Below are 18,142 nucleotides of genomic sequence, written 5' to 3' on the forward strand. Positions count from 1 at the left end.
GAAGGGCTTCGAGACGGTTCAGGAACTGCGGTGTGACCTGCGGTGGAAGGCTGCTTGCGGGCTCGGGCTGCACGACATGGCCTTCGATCCGTCGCTGCTGGCGTACTTCCGCCGCCGCCTGGCCCGCTCGGTGCGGCCGAACCGTGTCTTCGAGGCGGTGCGCGAGGTAGTGAGAGGGCGGTACATGCTTCTTTGAGCGGTTTTGTCGTCGTCATGTCCGCCTACACCGGACGGAGTATTGTTCGAGACCGTCGTGGTCGAGAACTCCCCGGATTGGCAGGCGACATGCTGAGGGTCGAAGAGTTGGAGGCCGCGCTTCCTGCGATTACACGGTGGCGTGTGCCAGGTAGACGCTGCGTGGACTGGGCCGCCCTCGAGGCGGACCTCGGGACGGCGCTGCCCTCGGACTTCCGCTCTCTGGCGGAGGCATATCCGATCCTGGTCGTCGACGACTTCCTGACGGTGTCCGTTCCCCGGCCCGGCGCCGAGGCGTCATGGGCATCCGAGTCCAGGGAGGACGAGATCCTTCAGGATCTGTACGAGATGGGCGACACCGAGGGCTACGTTCCCTTCCCGCAGCCGGGAGGCCTGATCTGCTGGGCGGAGTCCAATTCGGGGGACTCCTTCTACTGGAGGACGAGCCCTGCGGACCCGGACGCATGGCCGGTGGTCGTCCGCACAGACAACGGCGAGTGGTCGGAGTTCCCGGTCGGTGCCGTCGAGTTCCTGGCGGGCGTGTACCGGCGGACCCTCGATGTGTCCGGCATGCCCAGGGACTTCCCCGGCGATGACCCGAAGGTGTTGGGCCTGAGCGACCGCATCGACTGATCGGCAATTCAAAGGGTGCTCTGTGAGTTGGTACCCGTGTTGCCCTTTCGGTTGGGGTAAGCGGCCTGGTCGTGGGATCGCTGGGCGGCTATGGCCGCGGCCGGGTGAACAATCCCTGCTCGGTCTCGACCAGGATTCCGCGCTCGACCAGTCGCTTGAGCTTCAAGCGGACGTTGTTGATGTTGTTGGGCGCGATCTCCACGTCCATCGCTTCGCACACCGCCCGCGCCCGCAAAGGGGCGTCGGCTGCGGCGAACACCGCCATGATCTGCTGGTAGGCCGGATGGTTCGGCAGCTTCGGGGCCGGCAGCGCGGGTGGCCGCGGATCGGGCAGTTCCGTTCGATTCCGTTTGCCTCGCAGGTTGCCGACGACCTACGCCGACGCCTTGACGCGGGCGAGTGGAAGGCGGGCGAAAGGTTCCCCGGCACGGTGGCTATCGCTGCGGAGTACGACATCAGCCAATCCGCGGCCGTGCACGCTGTCGGCGTGCTGGTGACGGAAGACAGGTTGCGGAAGGTGATCCCGCGCGGGTTCTTCGTCGTCTGACGTGCTATCGGTTTTATCTGACGCTACGTCAGAAATGCGAAAAGCCCAGACAGCGGTCAGCCATCGGGGCGTATTCGAACAAATATGATGGCCCACCATAGGAGCGTTCTGGGTTGCAGAGTGTTACGACGGATCGATGGAGGGTGAGTCAGCATGGCACGCACGTTGGGTGATACCGACTACGTGCAAGGTTGCCGGTTCGAGTGGTTCGACCGACGGCCGGACAACGGGGCACTTTGCGGGTGGTTCTTCCCGGACATCCCGGAGGAAGACCCGGATGGAACCAAGCGGCTTTGGATCACCGAGATCCCGACTCCGGACGGGGAACGCCCGAGCTTTTTCGTCCAGCCGGGACCCGGGGAGTCTCCCGGAAGGCCCCTCCCTTCGCTGGAAATGGCGGCCGGGTACCTCGTTGGGTGGTTCACCGGTCGGGACGAGTGGTGAGCGAGCAAGGGCCCGAGATCATCGGCCGTGAGATTCTGCGGCTTGACGCGCTGTCCGAGCGCGAGGGACACCGTATGGGCAAGGAACGGCGGAAGCACACAGGGGCCCGTCGTGAAGCCCTTGTATGGGCCCTACACGTCCTGCTGACCGGCAACCCGACCCAGTCTTCAGGGGTCGCCGTAGAGCGCTTTCTGGGGGCCCTCAAGGCCAGCGCTGGGGCCAGTACCCAGGAACGTTCCTAGGACCGGCTACACCTTCCGTAATTCCTCGGCCGTCTCTCTCGCGCTGCCGGTGATCGGGGGAAGCGGCCGGCGGCGGGCCGTTCGGCGACTGCAATACCCGTACAGGTTCCGAGCGGCCGTGACCTTGCGGTCCGGAAAGGGACTCACCGCGCAGAAACTCCGTTAGCTCATCTGGCAATCCGTGACGTCGTGCGGCGCGCTCACGTTCTAGCGCTACCTCTGCGGCCTTTACGTGCGCCTCGACGTCGTCCAACTGCGAATTGAACTGCTGGCGTAGATCCTCGCTAGTCCCATCCTTCGCACATGACCGGTTCGGATGAACTGACGATGTGACCGGTACCTCTGTGGGGTGCCGGTCGTTGAGTGGGACGTGCCGATATCTCGTTCGCGTCGCTCACGGGTCCACCGTCCTCGGATGACGGTGGAGTTCGCTCCCGTGGTGGAGAGGCGTCTGGGCGCTCTGCCCGCCTCTGCCGAGTTTCTGCGCCGGCTGGATGTGGCCGGGATCATCGACGCGCTGTGCCCGGTCCGCCAGGTCGCGCACCTGACCCACGGGCAAGTGATTGAAGTCCTGATCGCCAACCGGCTGTCCTCGCCGACGGCCATGGTCCGGGTGGAGGACTGGGCGCGGAAGTGGGCGGTGGAGGAGGTCTTCGGTATCGATCCCGAGCTGCTGAACGACGACCGGCTCGCCCGCGCCTTGGACGCGATCGCCCCGCACCTGGACGAGATCACCGGCTCGGTCGGTGCCCAGGCCATCGCGGAGTTCGGCATCGACGTCAGCCAGATCCACTGGGACATGACCTCGATGTCGCTCTTCGGCGCGTTCGAGGACCAGGAGGACGGGTTCCCGCAGGTCAAGTACGGTCACCCCAAGGACCGGCGGGTGGATCTGAAGCAGGTCCAGGCCGGGCTCGCCGTCGCCCGCGACGGCGGGATCCCGGTCTTTCATCGCGTCTACGACGGCGGCGCCGGGGAGGTCGCCCAGGTCGTCGGCGCGATGAAGGCCCTGCGGAAGATCGCCGACCGCAAGGACTTCCTGCTCGTCGCGGACTCCAAGCTGGTGTCCTATCCGAACATCACCGCGCTGCTGGACGCGGAAGTCGACTTCATCGCCCCGCTCCCGGCCGCCCAGGTCAAGGCGGAGGTCTACGCCGCCCTGGACGTGGAATCCGCCCGGCCGGTCGACTACGTCAACGACCGGGACCACGAGCGGGACACCCCCCGCCGACCAGCGCGACTCCTACCGGGTCCTGGAGGACGTCCACGTCATGGCCGGGCCCCGCAAACGCGACCCGGTGCATCGGCTGCGCCGGATCCTGGTCCACTCCACCGGCAACGCCCGCGGGCAGCAGGCCGCCCGCGCCAAACGCCTGGCCCGGGCCGCGGAAGACCTCGACAAACTCCAACGCTTGGCCGGCGGCCGCTACTACAACACCGCGGAGAAGATCCAGGCCAGGATCGGCGTGATCGCCAAGACCCGCCGGGTCTCCGACTGCCTGCGCACCACCGTGACCACCGGCCCCGACCAACGCCCACGTCTGGAATGGCACTTCGACAAGGACATCCTGGACGCCCAGTCCGCCGCCGACGGCTGGTACGCCCTGGTCACCCGGCTCACCCCCCAGCAGGCCGACGCCGCCGAGGTCTTCAAGCGCTACAAAGGCCAAAGTGTGGTCGAGCGGCGCTACCACGACTTCAAGGGCCCCCTGGCCGTCGCGCCCGTCTTCCTGGAACACAACCGACGCATCGCCGCCCTGATCACCGTGATCTGCCTGGCCCTGCTCGTGTTCTGCCTGATCGAGCGCCAGGTCCGCCAGGCCCTCGGCCCCGAGCAGACCATGAACGGCCTCTACCCCGACAACCGCAAGGTCCGCCCCACCGGCCGCATGATCTTCTACCAGCTCGACAGCCTCATGCTCCGGCCCGCCACCGCCACCAGCCCGCCCACCATCCTCATCAGCCGAGGAGTCGAAGCACACCTGCTCGAACTCCTCGGCATCGATGAAACCCGACCTCGCTGGCTACAGACCTAAACCCCCATGTGCGAAGTCTCCGGCTAGTAGGGCTTTGTTAGGTGGGTTCGTTGGTCCTCTTGGGCTACGGTGTGATGTTCTGTCAGGTGTGACACCTGAGGAGATGGATGTGGTCCGCCCGCGTCTGGAGGCGTTTGCGGCGGAGATGTTCGGTTCGCTCAAGCGCCGGGATCAGCGGGCCAAGGGCGAACTGTACATGCGCGGGCTGATGCTGGACGGCAAGCGCAAGTCGATGCAGCCGATGGCCGAGCGCCTGGGCGTGGACCACCAGCAGCTCCAGCAGTTCGTGTCGTCCTCGACCTGGGACTACGCCGAGGTCCGCCGTCGGGTGGCCCGATGGGCCGCAGCGCACATCGCCCCGGAGGCGTACGCGATCGACGATGTGGGCTTTCCCAAGGACGGCTACGACTCGCCGGGGGTGGCCCGGATGTACTGCGGCGCCCTGGGCAAGCGGGGCAACTGCCAGATCGGCGTCAGCGTCAACCTGGTGTCCGACCGCGCGTCGGCGGCGGTCAACTGGCGGCTGTTCCTTCCCGAGAGCTGGGACGACGCCAAGAACAGCGGGGATGCGCTGCTGGCGGAGGCGGTCAGACGCCGGCGCACGAGAGCGGGCATCCCCGACCAGGTCCGGCACCGGGAGAGGTGGCGCCTGGCCCTGGACATGCTCGACGAGGCCCGCGAAGAGTGGGAGCTGCCCGGTCTGCCGGTGGTCGCCGATGCCGGTTACGGGGATGCCACCGGCTTCCGTGAGGGCCTGACCGAGCGCGGCCTGGCCTACGCGGTGGCGGTCAAGGGCAGCACCACCTGCTACCCCGGTGATGCGTTCCCCGAGCGCCCGCCCTACAGCGGCACCGGCCGCCCGCCCGGGCCGGCCTACCCCCAGCCGCACACCACCCTGCGGGCGCTGGCCCTGGCCACCGGACGCGGCGCCGCGCGGACCGTCACCTGGCGCCACGGCACCAAGACGACCAAGAACAACCCCCGTGCCGCCATGCGCTCACAGTTCCTGGCCCTGCGGGTCCGCCCGGCCAACCGCACCATCCGCCGCGCCACCGACGGCTCACTACCCGAGTGCTGGCTGCTGGCCGAATGGCCGCCCGACTCCGCCGAGCCCACCGACTACTGGCTGTCCACCCTGCCCGCCGACACCCCACTGCGCGAACTGGTCCGCATCGCGAAGATCCGCTGGCGCGTCGAGCACGACTACCGCGAACTCAAAGACGGCCTCGGACTGGACCACTTCGAAGGCCGCAGCTACCTCGGCTGGCACCGACACGTGACCCTCGCCTCCCTCGCCCAGGCCTTCTGCACCCTGCTGCGAATCGACCCAAAAGCCCCTGCGCCGGCCTGACCCTCTACGCGGTACTCCGCGCGTTACAGAAACTCCTGGCCACCTGGACCGGCGCCTGCTCGATATGCGGCCAACCCGCCCCCACACCCAAACCCCACCACAGAACCTAACAAAGCCCTACTAGTGCTGTGGCCGGAAAGGTTTGCCGGGAAGCTCGCGGCTCCCCCAGCTACCTCCCCCAGCTACCTCCCCCAGCTACCGCTGGGGGTGCCCCCAGGGTGCCCCCAGAGGTGCCCCCAGGTGCGGTGCATCGCAAGGCGGAGCATCGCAGCTCGTACTTGGCCGTACTCGCGCCATGCGACAACGGTGGGGTACTCCCGTGCCCGAAGGGCTACGGGGGAGAAGTGCCGTGCCGGGGGGCGCGAGCCGGTGAACCTTTCCGGTCACAGCAGTAGTCCGCAGCGCCGTAGAGACTTGCTCCAGTTCAGCCCGCAGTTTGTCTGGGGACGGTCCATCAGAAACGCCCTCAGCGCCCCAACCAGTGTGGCTCCCAAGTGACCTGACACGGTTTCCGTCGGTCGCGCCACAGCCAAAAGCTGATCGACAGCCCTCATGTCCGGTCAACCAATTGGAGGAAACGGTCCGCCCCCCATTCCCATGTGAGCTTTCAGTGGGGCTTTGTCAGGTTCTGTGGTGTCACCGCACCGGACGGCGCGACCTACCCGGCAAGCCTTCCCGGCCACTAGGCTCATCGTGCGGCGTACAACGACGGGAGTGCTCCATGCCGGAGATCGAACTCACCGCAGGCACCACCGATTACGAGGACACGGGCGGTACGGGTCCGGCCGTCGTACTCCTCCACGGACTGGTCCACGACGCGACCGTCTGGCGCAAGGTCATCGCAGACCTCCGCCGCGACCACCGGGTGATCGCCCCGACTCTGCCCTACGGCTCCCACCGCCGGCCCATGCGCCCCGAAGTCCCCCTCGGCCCCGACGCCGTGGCCGGCCTTGTCGCCGAACTCCTGGACAGGCTCGATCTGGACGACGTCACGCTGGTCGAGAACGACTGCGGCCGCGCCCAGACCGTGGCGGCCAGGCACCCGGAGCGGCTCGCCCGCCTCGTCCTCACTTCCTGCGAGGCCTTCGACAACTACCCGCCCGGCCTCCCCGGCAAGCTGATCTCCCTGGCCTGCAAGGTTCCCGGCGGTGTCGCCCTCCTGGCCCGCATCCTCGCCCTCAAGCCTCTGCGGCGGCTCCCGGTCGGCATCGGCGCCCTCACCAAGCGCCCCGTCCCTGACGAGATCGTCGACGGCTGGCTGCGCCCCCTGCTCACCGACCCGGCGATCAGGAACGACTTCCGTCGCTACAACCTCGCGGTACGCAAGGCGGAACTCCTCGAAGCGGCGGAAGGGCTGCGGAAGTTCGACCGCCCGGCCCTGGTCGTCTGGGCCACGGAAGACCTGATGATGCCCCGCGAACACGGCCGCCGCCTGGCCGAACTGCTCCCGCAGGGCCGCCATATGGAAATCGCCGACAGCCGCACCCTGATCCCCGAGGACCAGCCGGAACAACTGTCGGCGATGCTCCGTGAGTTCATCGCGGACACCCCAGTGGCGCCGCGCTGACTCACGGACTCGACCGGGTGTCAGATATCCCGGAAGAGACCAGCGGATGCGGTGACCTGTGGCGATATGCGGTCGCAGGCCGCTGACCTGCGCAAATGGCCTTTCGGAAGTTTCACGCTCGTATCCGTTGATGCAGCCGGAAGTCCCAGAAAAGTCCGTCCCAGAGAAATCCCACTACCCGCAGCCACTTTTTCGGCTCCATGCAGGGCTTCGGGCGCGGTGTGGGCTGGTGTCTGTGCATCGGTGGTCCGCCCTGAACGAACTGCAACGCGCGCTTCTCGAACGGCTCGCGGCCGGTGAAGATCCCGCGGCCTGGGATCCGGGTGACTGGCGGTCGGCCTATGCTCCACGCAACCCTGGGCTTCTGAACGTCAGGCGCCGTGGCGGGGAGGTGTGTGCGGAGGTCACCGAGGCCGACCGCTTCTACTTTCGGCATGGCCGTCATCCCGACGGCCCGGCGTTTACAGGTAGTGGCGACCAGGCGGTATCCGCTGGCACTGCGCCTTCGGCGGCAGGCGCCGGGTGGCGCGGTTCCACAGGGCGGAGGCGCACTCCGATGCCTTACAGCGAACGGCCTGATGTCCGTGCGAGCTGCAGGCTGTCGCAGGAGCCGCACACCAAGGGAATTGCGCTCGCTTGCGGTCCGTGACCTCGGCGAAGGCGATGAAGCAGCGTGCTTGAATGCGAGTGGAGCAGTGAGGGCGGCCGGGTACCTATGTGCCATGTGCAATTCACCAGAAATCATGCCCCCTGATTCGGTTGGATGGCACTGCCAGGAGGCTTCTGGCGGGCGCAGGCGCAGGCTGTGCACGAACGAGGGGGAACAGTCATGACATCGATGTGGAATGCCGCGGAGGGCGACGGGTTCCGGGCGGCCGTACGCGCCCTGACCCGGCGGCGAGTCGAGATCTACAGGGACGCCGGCGGGACATGGCGGTTCGCCGAGAGCCTGAAGTCCGTCAGCGAGGACACCGCCCAGGAGTACGAGGGCCGCACGATCCTTGAACTCGTCCAGAACGGTCACGACGCGCTCGGTCAAGCCGCCCTGGGAAGGATCGCCGTCCTGGCGGTCACCAGGGAGGACGGCGGCGTCCTCTACGTCGCCAACGAGGGGGCGGTGTTCACCGAGGAGAACTTCCGCGCCATCACTGAGCTGGCCCTGTCGAGCAAGGCGGCGGGTGAGGGGATCGGCAACAAGGGCCTCGGTTTCCGCAGTGTGCTGCAACTGACGGACTGGCCGGAGATCTACTCGAAGTCCTCACCCGACTCCCGGGTGTTCGACGGCTATTGCTTCCGCTTCGCCAGGCCCGAGGACGTGCGCGCCCTGGTGGACGACCCGGCACTCGCGGCCCGGGTGATCGAGGACATCTCTCCGTTGGCACTACCGGTACCGGCCGACGTCACCGACCCCGTGCTCAAGGAACTCGCCGAGGATGGGTACTCCACGGTCGTACGGCTGCCGCTGCGCGACCGGCACGCCTGGGGACTCGCTGTGGCGCAGGCGGAGGACATGGTGAACGGCGAGGCGCCGCTCCTGCTCTTCCTCGACCGGGTGGCCGAACTCCTCGTCGAGGTGCGCGACGGCTCCGACACTGTTTTCCGGCAGGCCCTCTCGCGATCCGAGCGCACATCGGACCTGGTCACCGCAGGTGAGAACAACTCGGTACGGGAGATCGATCTTGCCGAGGCGGGCCGCTACCTGCTGGCGCGTCGCACTCTCGATCCCGAGGCCCTGAGCGGAGCGATCAGCCGCAGCGTCCAAGCGCGCGAGATCGACGCTGCCTGGGACAACTGGGACGCCGAGGCATGGGTGGCGGTCGCGCTGCGCCTCGACGTGCCGCTCACCCACGGCCGCATGTATACCTTCCTGCCGATGGCCGAAGGTGTCCACGCCCCGTTCCCCGGCCACGCCCATGCTCCGTTCTTCACCAAACTGGCCCGCCTCGACATCAGCGAGACGGTGGCCCTGAACGCCTTCCTTCTCGACCAGCTCGCCGTACTGACGGTGGAGCTGGGCAGGCGCATCCGCTCGCAGACCCCGCACCTCCTCGCCGCGGACCTCGTTCTCGACCTCATGTGTTGGGACGTACCCGACCGGCTGAACGCCGCCCTGGGCGGGAAGCTCGCCGCCGAACCGATCGTGCCCCTGCACGGCCGGGAGGCGTGGGGCTCGCTGCAGGGCTCCTACGGATGGCGGCCCGACGGCAAGCGCTCCTGGCGTGTCCTCACCACCGCGGCACTCACGGAGGCCGGGGCCGACCTGCTGACCCCGTCCGTCGGCCCGGTCCGCCACACGCGTCTGGACAAGCTGTGCAGAGCCGTCCTCTCCAGGCCCTTCCGTCCGCCGGCGCGGCTGGCCGCCGAGTGGGCCGAGACCGTGGCCCAGTCACTGATCGGCTGTACGGAACCGGCAGGACAGGTATGGGCGGACTTCTACAGCGACCTGTCCCATGCGTTCGCCCGGGACCAGGGGGTGCTGCGGGGCCGGCGCATCATCCTCACCCAGGACATGCGGCTGAGAAGCGCCCTCGGCAGCCGGGCCGGGTCCGGCAGGCAGGACGCGACCGTCTTCTTCCATCCCGAGCCCGACGACATCGCGGACGGTGACGCGGCCACCCGGGTCCCGGGTGATCTCAAGGCGCTCCGGCGCCGCATCTCCTTCACCCACCCGGCGATCTCCTGGGACGTAGCCGGACGGGGATTTCTCGAGCGCAACGAACTGGTGCGCCCCTATCAACTGGACCGCGTCTTCGACGCGCTGAACGACCTGCTCTCCGACCGCCCTTCGGAGGCACTCAGCCGCGACGCGCTCACCTTCGCCTTCCGGCAGTACCCACTGCTCACTCAGTCGCAGCGTCGACGGCTGGCCCGCATCCCCTTCCGGCTGCCGCTGGCCGACTCCGGCCGGTGGGGCAGAGCCGCACGCTGTTCCTTCTCGCCGGCTTGGGGCACAGAGGGAGCGCAGCGGCTGGAGCGGTTCCTCACCGAGGGTGGATCCCGGATCCCCGCCCTGGCCGCTCAGCGCGACCAGTGGATCAGCGGCCCCGACGACTGGCCCGCGCAGATCCGGGACCGGGTGGCCTACACCGAGTTCCTGGAGGCCCTCGGCGTGTGCGATGGCCTGAGGCCGGGAGCCGTCGGAGAACGCCTCGGGGCCTGCCAAGGCTACGAGTTGCGGCCCTCGGGCCTCGCCGTACGCCTCGGACTGGAGGACGCTCTCGCCAATGCCTGGGCCGCCGACGTCAGGAGCGGGTGGACCAAGTTCGCACACCCGTACACGCCATACGAGTTCACGAAGGCGCCGGCCCACCTGGCGGGAGCGACCGAGGTCGCCGGGCTCGGCTCCGCCGCCCGGCGCGAGTTCGCCGAACTGCTGATGCACGGGCTCCGCACCTGGGGCGAGGAGGTTCTCACCGTCACGGTGCACAGGCCCACGTACCCTTTCAAGGACGCGCACGTCTGGCCCACTCCGCTGGCCTCCTACCTCCGAAGCCTGGCTTGGCTTCCCGTGGAGGACCCGGACGGCCCCTCCTTCGTCGAACCCCGTCGGGCTTGGTTCAGCACCGACGGCGAACTGCCGGCCTTCATCCCCGCGTTGCCCCTGTCAGCGCGGCGCCTGCTCACCGACAGGGGCGTCGTCGAGCGGATGCTCCGGCTCGGCCTTCGTAGGTGGGACGATCCGCAGCACGCCGGGGCGGCGGTGAAACAGCTGGCTGATGTGCTCGACGAAGGCGACGTGCCCGAGTACCTCAGTGTCTCCTTCAAACGGCACTACAAACAGGCGTGGTCTCACATCGCTCGGACGGGCCGGTGGCCCTGGGCACCGGGTGAGGAGGCCCGTCTTGTGGTCAGCCGCACCAATGTGCTCGGCACCTTCACCCCGTCGGCCGACGAAGCACCTGTCATCGTCTGCGACGAGGCGGATCCCCTGAAGGAAGCGCTCATCGAGCCGGCGGGGCATCCCCTCCTCGTCGCTCCGGAGGAGTCCGGTGACGCCGTCGTCCGTCTGGCCGAGGCGAACGGGCTGCGGGCGCAGCGCACGTCGGCCACCCACGTGCAGGTGCGTCATCGCGACGGCGCCCCCATCACGCCGTCGGGACAGGTGGCGCCGTTCACCAGAGGACGGGAGTGGCTGGTCACCGTGGTCGCGCTCGCCATGGAACTCAAGTCCGGGGCGTTCGTGCGCCGCAGCGAGCGCGGTGTCCGTGCAGCGCTCGAACGGCTCCGCGCCCTCCGCGTCGTACACGCCGACGACGTGGAGATCACCATCTCCGGGACGCCGGCCGAACCGCCGTCGTCGACGCGTGCCCTGCCGCTACCGGACGACGAGCACCCCACGGTAGTCGTCTGGAGGAGCGACGAGGGCTGGGACGAGCTTCAGGCGGCGACGCCCGCCGTCGCACAGCTGCTGGGCAGGCCATGGCTGCAGGACGCGCTGGAACTGGTCCTGGTCAAACTCGAGCGGAGCTTCGGCGGCAGTAGCCCGACACTTGTCGACGACAGCGTCCTCGCCGCGGCACTGGACACGACCGAGGCCAAGGTCGCCGAGATCCGGCGCAACCTCACCGGTGATGTGCAGGACACAGTGAGACTGCTCCGCCCGGTACTGGCCTGCCTGGCTGCCGACGTCTGGAACGAGGAGGCCGCCCACCTCCTCGGCCGTGCGGCCGGCGAGCGCGAACTCGCCGGGGTCCTCGACCGGCTCGCGCCCGGCCTGCCACTGCCGTCGGCGGAGCTGGTGGCCCTGGCCCGCTCCTGCACGAAGCCGGCAGAGCTCAGGGACGAACTGGGGCTCGACTTCCAGCAGTTCAACGCCGCACTGGCCACTCTCGGCCCCGGATACTCCCCGGACTACTACCCCGACCGCCACGAACAGGTCTTCGGCGACTTCGTGCGCGCCCGCTCCGGAATCCTCTTCGACCGGCTCCGCGAGCGGTACGCCGTTGCGGCGCAGCAGGGCGAGGACATCTCTGGCTACGCCGCGGCCCGCGGTCTCCACGACCTCCGGCCGGACCCGGATTGGCTTCCCCGCTTCATCACCCCGCCCGAGGAGGCGATGCGCGACAGGGTGCGGGAATGGCTCCGGGCACATGGAGCCGACGGCGACCTCGAACGGCCCACCGAACTCGAGCCCGTCGACCGGCTCCGCGCACGCAACACGGCCGCACTCGACGCCCTCGTCCCGATACTGCCCCCCCTGGTAACCGCCTGGTGCCGCCGTCACGGCGTCCAGGTGCCCGCGGGATGGCACGGAGCGGTGCTGATGGAATGCAGGAGCCACATCGACGGGACCGGGCTGGGCGACCTGCTGCCGCTGAGCGAGAAGCACCTGCTCGACGCGGTGGAACGCGCCGTGGGATGGCCTGACGGAATGCCGCACGCCACGGACCCTGCGGCACTGGGCCTCACCGCCAAGGACTTCGCGCAGGCGGCGGCACTGACCCAGGGCTCCGGCGGCTCCACCACCGTCGCCCCGCGCACGATCATTATCGGGGACGCCGAGGTCAGAGTCGGAAGCGACCAGCTCTCCACCATCGCGGACATCGCCTCGAAGACCATCGACGAGGCGTTCCTCGCCCAGTCGGGCAGAGTACGCCTGGACACCGTGACCGGTGTACCCCGGCCACGAAGCGGAGGCGGGCCCTCTCCCAAGCCGCGCATCATCGTCGCGAAGATGAAACGGACCAACGAGGACCAGCGGTCCGCCATCGGCCTCGTCGGGGAGGTGGCCGCACGTGCCTGGCTCCAGCGCCACTACCCCGACGTGCGGTGGACCTCGGGCTACGCGGCCGTCGTCAACGGCGACGACGAGGCGTCCGACTCCCTGGGCTACGACTTCGAGGTCACCTGGCGTGACACCACCCGGTTGTACGAGGTGAAGGCGCTGAGCGACCCGTGCGCCGAGCGGGTGGAGTTCGAACTCGGACCGTCCGAGGTGGACGCGGCCCGCCGCCATGCCCGGAGCAACCGCTACCGCATCCTGCTGATCACCTCGGCCCTCGTCCCGGAGGAACGCCGCGTCTTCGACCTGCCTAACCCGTTCTCGGCCCAAGGGCGTGACCGCTTCAGGATGGTCAGCCGGGGTGTGCGCTACCAGTGCTCGCCCCTGGGAAAGGAGCGGCCCTCCGACTCGCACTGATGGAGTGGCCTAAGCCGTGATGGTGGTGCGCAGTCCTGTGCACCAGGAGGAGGGGAGCCGCTCGGGTACTTCTCGATGAGTTTCCCAGGTGACCTGCCAGCACCTGCTGTGTGGCGGGCGGAAGCAGACCCCGCGTTTGAAGGTCCCGGTCGCGACGTCACCGTTGCGTGGCCGGCCTCGCGAGAAGCCGCGCTGTCAGTCCATGGCGGTAGGCTCCACCAGGGATTTGTCGGATCCTGAGGGACGCAGCGGTGAGAAGGCGAGCGCAGTGGCAGCAACGGGAGGGGACCCGCGGCGGACACCCGGTCCGGCCGTGCCCAAGCCGGGACCGGTCCAGCCCGCCCAGCAGTGGTTCCAGGAGCGTCCCTCTCCCTACTCCTGGGAGCAGGACGCGCTGGACCACGGTCCTGCAGCTGGAGTACGCGGGTGAGCAGTCCCTTGGCGCCCGGCTGCGCGGCAAGGGACAGCTCAGCTATGACGAACTGGAACGCTTCGGCGAGGACCTGTTCCTCGCCCTCGACCAGCTCGCCGCGCACGGCGTCCGGCACCGCGACATCAAGCCGGACAACCTCGGCATCCAGCGCCGCAAGGACTTCACCTGGCAGCTCAAGCTGTTCGACTTCTTGCTAACGGACGCCTCCGACCGTGACGTGAAGGCCGGCACCCGCGGCTATCTCGACCCGTTCCTCGGGTCCGTGCGCCGCCCGCACTTCGACGACCACGCCGAACGCTACGCCGCGGCCGTCACCCTGCACGAGATGGCGAGCGGCGAGCGGCCGCTGTGGGGAGACGGCCGCATCGACCCGCTCACCAACGAGTCCGCCGAGCTGTACATCGCCAGTGAGCTGTTCTACCGGCCCCTGCAGTCCGGCCTGACCGCCTTCTTCCGGCGCGCTCTGCACCGGGATATCGAGCACCGCTTCGACACGCTGCGGCAGATGAAGGACGCCTGGCAGAAGGTGTTCCGGGACGCCGACACGGACCGGCCGCCGACCACCCCCTCCACGGTGGGCACCGAGGCGGAGGACACCGAGCAGGCACGGGACCGGGCGGCGCTGGCCGCCGACGCCCACACGGAGCTGGAACTGGCAGGCCTGTCGCCGCGTGCGGTGACGGTCGCCGCCGGCCTCGGCGCCACCACGGTGGGTCAGCTGCTGGACGTCCAGCCCTCCATGATCTCCAAGGCCCGTGGCGCTGGCCCGCTGGTGCGCAAGGAGCCGAACCGCCGCCGCAACCAGTGGGTGGCCGCCCTGCGGGGCAGGGCCGCCGTACCGGCCGCGCGCAAGGCCGCTGCTCCGGCCAAGGACGACGAAGCGCAGGCCGGGGTCACCGGCATCCTGTCGGTCGACGGCATGGTCGACCTGCTGACCCCGCCGTCCGGCCGCAAGGGCTCGCACCGCGCCGACGTGGTACGCCTCACCCTCGGACTGCCGCCCGAGGACGGCGGCCTGTCCCCGCTCGGCCCCTGGCCCGTGCAGGCGCGGATAGCCGATTACCTGGGTATCAAGCAGCCGCCGGTCTCCCGCCACCACCGGGCCGAGATCAAGCGGTGGGCCGAGGTCGAGTGGCTGCAGACGGTGTGCACGGAACTGGTCGAGATCGTCGCCACCTTCGGCCGCGTGATGACCGCCTCGCAGGCCGCGCAGGAACTGCGTGCCCTGCACGGCGCGCAGGACGACACCCCCGAGCGCGTGCTGGCCCGGTCACTGGCGGTCGTCCGGGCCGCCGTCGAGGCGGAGACCCGTGAGGAGGAGGGACACGAACCACGCCTCGCGACGACCTGAACCCCCGCGAACTGGCCGACTACGCGGCGGAGCTGGGCACGACCGCAGAGAAACTCGCCGGCCGGGAGCCCCTTCCGGGACGCGCCGAGGTGGTGCGGGAGCTGCGCGCGGTGCCCGTCCCGGAGGGCTTCGCGCCGCTCGCCGACACCCGTCTGGTGCAACTGGCCGCCGCCGTGGCGTCGTCCGTGGTGCGCCACACCCCGCGCCTCGAGCTGTACCGGCGTGACCTGAGCCTGGAACGCGCGCTGCGCATCTCGCAGGCCGGCGCGGGCGTGCGACCGGACCGGGGGATCACCGCGACCGAACTCGTCGCCCGGGTAGGAGCCCGTTTCCCCGACCTGAATGTCCTGTCGGACGGCCGGGAGCCGACCCCCGTGGTGCTGGAGGACGCACTCCAGGCGGCCCGCTTCGACCTGCGGCACGACGACGAGGCCGGACGTTTCCTCCCTCCGCTGCTGAAGTCCACCGGTCCCTGGTCCTCCACGGGCTCGGTCACCAGCATGCTGCCTCCGGCCCGGTCCGTGGTGCGCCGCGAGCCCGAGGACCCGCACGGTGAGCTGCGCGAGCAGCTCGCCGAAAGCGTCCGCCGCGGAGGCTTCCTCGCCCTGACGGTCAAAGCCGCCCGTCTGCAGGGCACGGCAGAGATGATCGCCGCCCGCTTCCCGGTGGTGCCCGTCGACCTCGGGGCGCTGTTCCTGCGGGAGTTCAGGCGGCTCGTCGAGGAGAAGGGTCAGGACTGGCGGACGGTCCTGCGTGCCGACGCGGCCTCCGCGCCGGGCAGGGTGAAGCCGGGCCTCGCCACGTTCGTCCGCGTTGTGTGGCAGCGGGTCGCCGACGACCTCGCCGCCTGCTCCACCGAGCCGCGCACGGTGCTCTTCCTCCACGACGCGGGTCTGATCGCCCGGTACTGGGACGAGGGCGGGCGTGCGTTCCTGGTCACCCTCCAGGCAGCAGCCCGCCGGCCGTCGGAGGGGCCGCACGGCCTGTGGCTCCTGTGCCCGATGGAATCCAGCATCCAGGACCCGCGACGGACGGACGGTCCAGGCACTGCGCAATGACGGAGAGGTGGCCTACCTGGCCGGAGGGTTCCTCAAACAGCCCGCGTAGATGGCGAGAAGAGGCACGCCTGTCAGAAGGACCAGCAAGAATACGGCCATGGTGGCGATCATCAAGTGCCGTGACAACGAGGACGAGTACCTGGAGTTCCTTGAGGACTTGCATCAATCCCGGCGGTACGAATGGGAGTGGTCGTTCACGCGCCGGCGTGACCTGTGGTCCAAGGGCCGTCACCTGCTCCTGATCGCCTCCATGGACGCTAACGGGCGCTTCGAGGTCACCCGCGTGGGGAAGTCCGTCCGCCGACGCGGAGCCAGGGACCAGGATCAGCAACTGCGCGTCACTCATGTGCGCCGACTGCGCAGGCCCCTTCCGCTCGCCGAGCTACTCGACGGACTGACCGCGGCTCAGCGGCGCCATCTGGTCGAGGAGGGTCACCAGAGCAAGGGGACGGGCGAGGCGATACGCGTCCTGCTGCTGGGGCTCCGGCCGGAGCTGACGGAAGCGGTCCAGCTGATCGAGGGGGCCATCGAGTCCTGGGACTTCGGCGACTCGCGGGCGGCACAGGAAGTGGCACTGCAGCGCGATGCGACCCTGGCCGTCGCACGCATGGCCGGGATGCAGGCTTCACAGCTGGCGGAGTGGGACCCGCCTGCGGAGGAACTGTACGACGACACGGTGCCCCCGCTGTTCCTCGACATGGTGGGCGCAGCCCGCCACCCGGACGAGCTGCTTGACGCGCCGGAGCCGCGTCCGCAGGACCCTTCCGCCCGTTCCGGCAGGATGAGTGATCAGCCGGCACTCGAGGACCATCTCGTCATGCACGACACCCGTGCGATGCACGGATGGCTCAGCGACGAGACCAACCATGTGGCCTGGCGCAGGTTCCAGGAACACGACCGTACGCTGTTGGTTGCGAACGCCAACCGCACCCTGGCGGAGCAGGCCCTCGGTTGCGACATCATCTTCTACAACGTCACGCGCCACAGCCTCGTCCTCGTGCAGTACAAGAAGCTCGACGCCGAGCGAGGCGGTTTCTACTACCCGAACAGCGACCGGAACCTCGCCAAGGAACTGAAACGGATGAGGAGCCTGGACCGGTACGCGGAGATGCAGGCCAGTCTGGCCGACGAGCAGCGGTTGGACCCGAGTCCGAGCTGGATCAAGCTCTGCCATCCGCGTTCCGTACTGCCCCACACGACGGAGATGATCCACGGCATGTACTTCTCCCGTCGGCAGTTCGAATCGCTGCGCGACGACGCCCGGCTGAAGGACGGACGAGGCGGTGCCCTCCGGTTCGGCTACAAGAACGTCCCGGCCTACCTGGACAACACGCTGTTTACGCGCCTGGTCGAGACGGGCCAGATCGGCACCACCGGCACAAGCACTGACCTCGTCCGCCAGCAGGTCATCCGCAGCTTCCGTGGGCAGCGCAACCTCGTGCTCGCCACGCTGAGCGGGGAGGAGCCGCCGCAGGCGGCGCGGAACGCGCAGCGCCGACAGACACGCTGAGCGAAGGGCCCTCCGGAAGCGGCTGCGGCTCCACTCAGACGGGCATCCGGGGGACGCCGCCCCGACGACTGATGTCGAAGGCAAGGCGGTAGATGTCCGGCAGGTCGACGGAGTCCGGGCCGCGCTTGGTCACCACGCCGATATCGTAGAGTTCCTGGACGAGTACCGCTGGATCGTCGAGGTTCCGGGGACCGCTGCCGCCCTTCTCGCTCTCCAGCAATGGACTACGTCTTGGCCCATTGGTGGCCCACCCAGAGCGGTGACCCGTCCCCCTGGAGCGCATCGAACAGCGGGTACGTCGGCACATCGTCCCCCACCTCGGCGCGCTGCCGCTCAACAGCATCGGAACGGAAGCGCTGCGGAGCTGGAAGAAGCGGTTGGAGAAGGACCTCGGTCCCACCTCCATCCGGCTCGTCTGGGCAACGCTGTCCGGCATCCTGCAGGCGGCCGTCGAAGACCGCCGGCTCGCACGCAACCCCTGCCGCGCCAGTACGGTTCGACCTCCGGCAGCCGCTCCCGGGCGGGTCGAAGTGTGGCCGCCAGAGCGAGTGCTTGCGGTGCGTGCCGCTCTGCCGGAGCGCTACCGAGTCCTCATCGAAATCGGTGCGGGACTCGGGCTCCGGCAAGGAGAGGCGT

At 68.9% G+C, this 18,142-nt stretch carries 10 protein-coding genes and 2 pseudogenes; 11 read left to right on the plus strand and 1 reads right to left on the minus strand.

Annotated features, from left to right (window positions below):
- Positions 1-10 precede the first annotated feature (10 nt).
- Both ABD858_RS25015 and ABD858_RS25020 read left to right on the plus strand, forming a co-directional pair.
- A pseudogene (locus tag ABD858_RS25015) lies at positions 11-172 on the plus strand (transposase); the annotation flags it as partial.
- A gap of 167 nt (positions 173-339) precedes the next feature.
- Positions 340-828 (plus strand): SMI1/KNR4 family protein, encoded by a 489-nt coding sequence (locus tag ABD858_RS25020; RefSeq protein ID WP_345041493.1) that lies wholly within the window; start codon positions 340-342, stop codon positions 826-828.
- A gap of 88 nt (positions 829-916) precedes the next feature.
- On the opposite strand, the gene ABD858_RS25025 is transcribed toward ABD858_RS25020, so the two are convergent.
- On the minus strand, positions 917-1,093 hold the full coding sequence (locus ABD858_RS25025; RefSeq protein WP_345041495.1) for a hypothetical protein: 177 nt from the start codon (positions 1,091-1,093) through the stop codon (positions 917-919).
- A gap of 18 nt (positions 1,094-1,111) precedes the next feature.
- Here ABD858_RS25025 and ABD858_RS25030 point away from each other — a divergent pair, with 18 nt between their 5' ends.
- The 9 genes and pseudogenes from ABD858_RS25030 to ABD858_RS25070 all read left to right on the plus strand — a co-directional run bounded on the left by ABD858_RS25030 (position 1,112) and on the right by ABD858_RS25070 (position 17,506).
- Entirely contained in the window at positions 1,112-1,375 is a 264-nt protein-coding gene (locus ABD858_RS25030) for a GntR family transcriptional regulator (protein WP_345041498.1), read from the plus strand.
- Positions 1,376-2,476: 1,101 nt separating this feature from the next.
- A pseudogene (locus ABD858_RS25035) lies at positions 2,477-3,169 on the plus strand (IS1634 family transposase); the annotation flags it as partial.
- Positions 3,132-4,097, plus strand: a complete 966-nt coding sequence (locus ABD858_RS25040) for an IS1634 family transposase (protein WP_425586347.1) — start codon at positions 3,132-3,134, stop codon at positions 4,095-4,097. The pseudogene ABD858_RS25035 and the gene ABD858_RS25040, both read left to right, overlap by 38 nt.
- Before the next feature lie 88 nt (positions 4,098-4,185).
- Complete coding sequence (locus ABD858_RS25045; protein ID WP_425586248.1) at positions 4,186-5,448, plus strand: IS701 family transposase; 1,263 nt, start codon at positions 4,186-4,188, stop codon at positions 5,446-5,448.
- Positions 5,449-6,169: 721 nt separating this feature from the next.
- A complete protein-coding gene (locus ABD858_RS25050; protein ID WP_345041503.1) occupies positions 6,170-7,015 on the plus strand; it encodes an alpha/beta fold hydrolase in 846 nt (281 codons plus the stop codon).
- Positions 7,016-7,844: 829 nt separating this feature from the next.
- The gene (locus tag ABD858_RS25055) at positions 7,845-13,154 is read left to right on the plus strand and encodes a sacsin N-terminal ATP-binding-like domain-containing protein (protein WP_345041505.1); all 5,310 of its coding nucleotides are present in this window, start codon (positions 7,845-7,847) and stop codon (positions 13,152-13,154) included.
- Positions 13,155-13,405: 251 nt separating this feature from the next.
- Entirely contained in the window at positions 13,406-14,938 is a 1,533-nt protein-coding gene (locus ABD858_RS25060) for a protein kinase domain-containing protein (protein ID WP_345041507.1), read from the plus strand.
- A gap of 89 nt (positions 14,939-15,027) precedes the next feature.
- A complete protein-coding gene (locus ABD858_RS25065) occupies positions 15,028-15,996 on the plus strand; it encodes a hypothetical protein (protein ID WP_345041509.1) in 969 nt (322 codons plus the stop codon).
- A gap of 97 nt (positions 15,997-16,093) precedes the next feature.
- A complete protein-coding gene (locus tag ABD858_RS25070) occupies positions 16,094-17,506 on the plus strand; it encodes a hypothetical protein (RefSeq protein WP_345041512.1) in 1,413 nt (470 codons plus the stop codon).
- The last annotated feature ends 636 nt before the right edge of the window (positions 17,507-18,142 follow it).

The organism is Streptomyces sannanensis (assembly GCF_039536205.1).
Taxonomy (GTDB): domain Bacteria; phylum Actinomycetota; class Actinomycetes; order Streptomycetales; family Streptomycetaceae; genus Streptomyces; species Streptomyces sannanensis.

Bases quoted from the DNA above. Each gene is read 5' to 3' on its own strand.
- ABD858_RS25030 (WP_345041498.1), top strand. From the start codon at position 1,112: ATGGTTCGGCAGCTTCGGGGCCGGCAGCGCGGGTGGCCGCGGATCGGG.
- ABD858_RS25050 (WP_345041503.1), top strand. From the start codon at position 6,170: ATGCCGGAGATCGAACTCACCGCAGGCACCACCGATTACGAGGACACG.
- ABD858_RS25055 (WP_345041505.1), top strand. From the start codon at position 7,845: ATGACATCGATGTGGAATGCCGCGGAGGGCGACGGGTTCCGGGCGGCC.
- ABD858_RS25025 (WP_345041495.1), bottom strand. From the start codon at position 1,093: ATGGCGGTGTTCGCCGCAGCCGACGCCCCTTTGCGGGCGCGGGCGGTG.
- ABD858_RS25070 (WP_345041512.1), top strand. From the start codon at position 16,094: ATGGTGGCGATCATCAAGTGCCGTGACAACGAGGACGAGTACCTGGAG.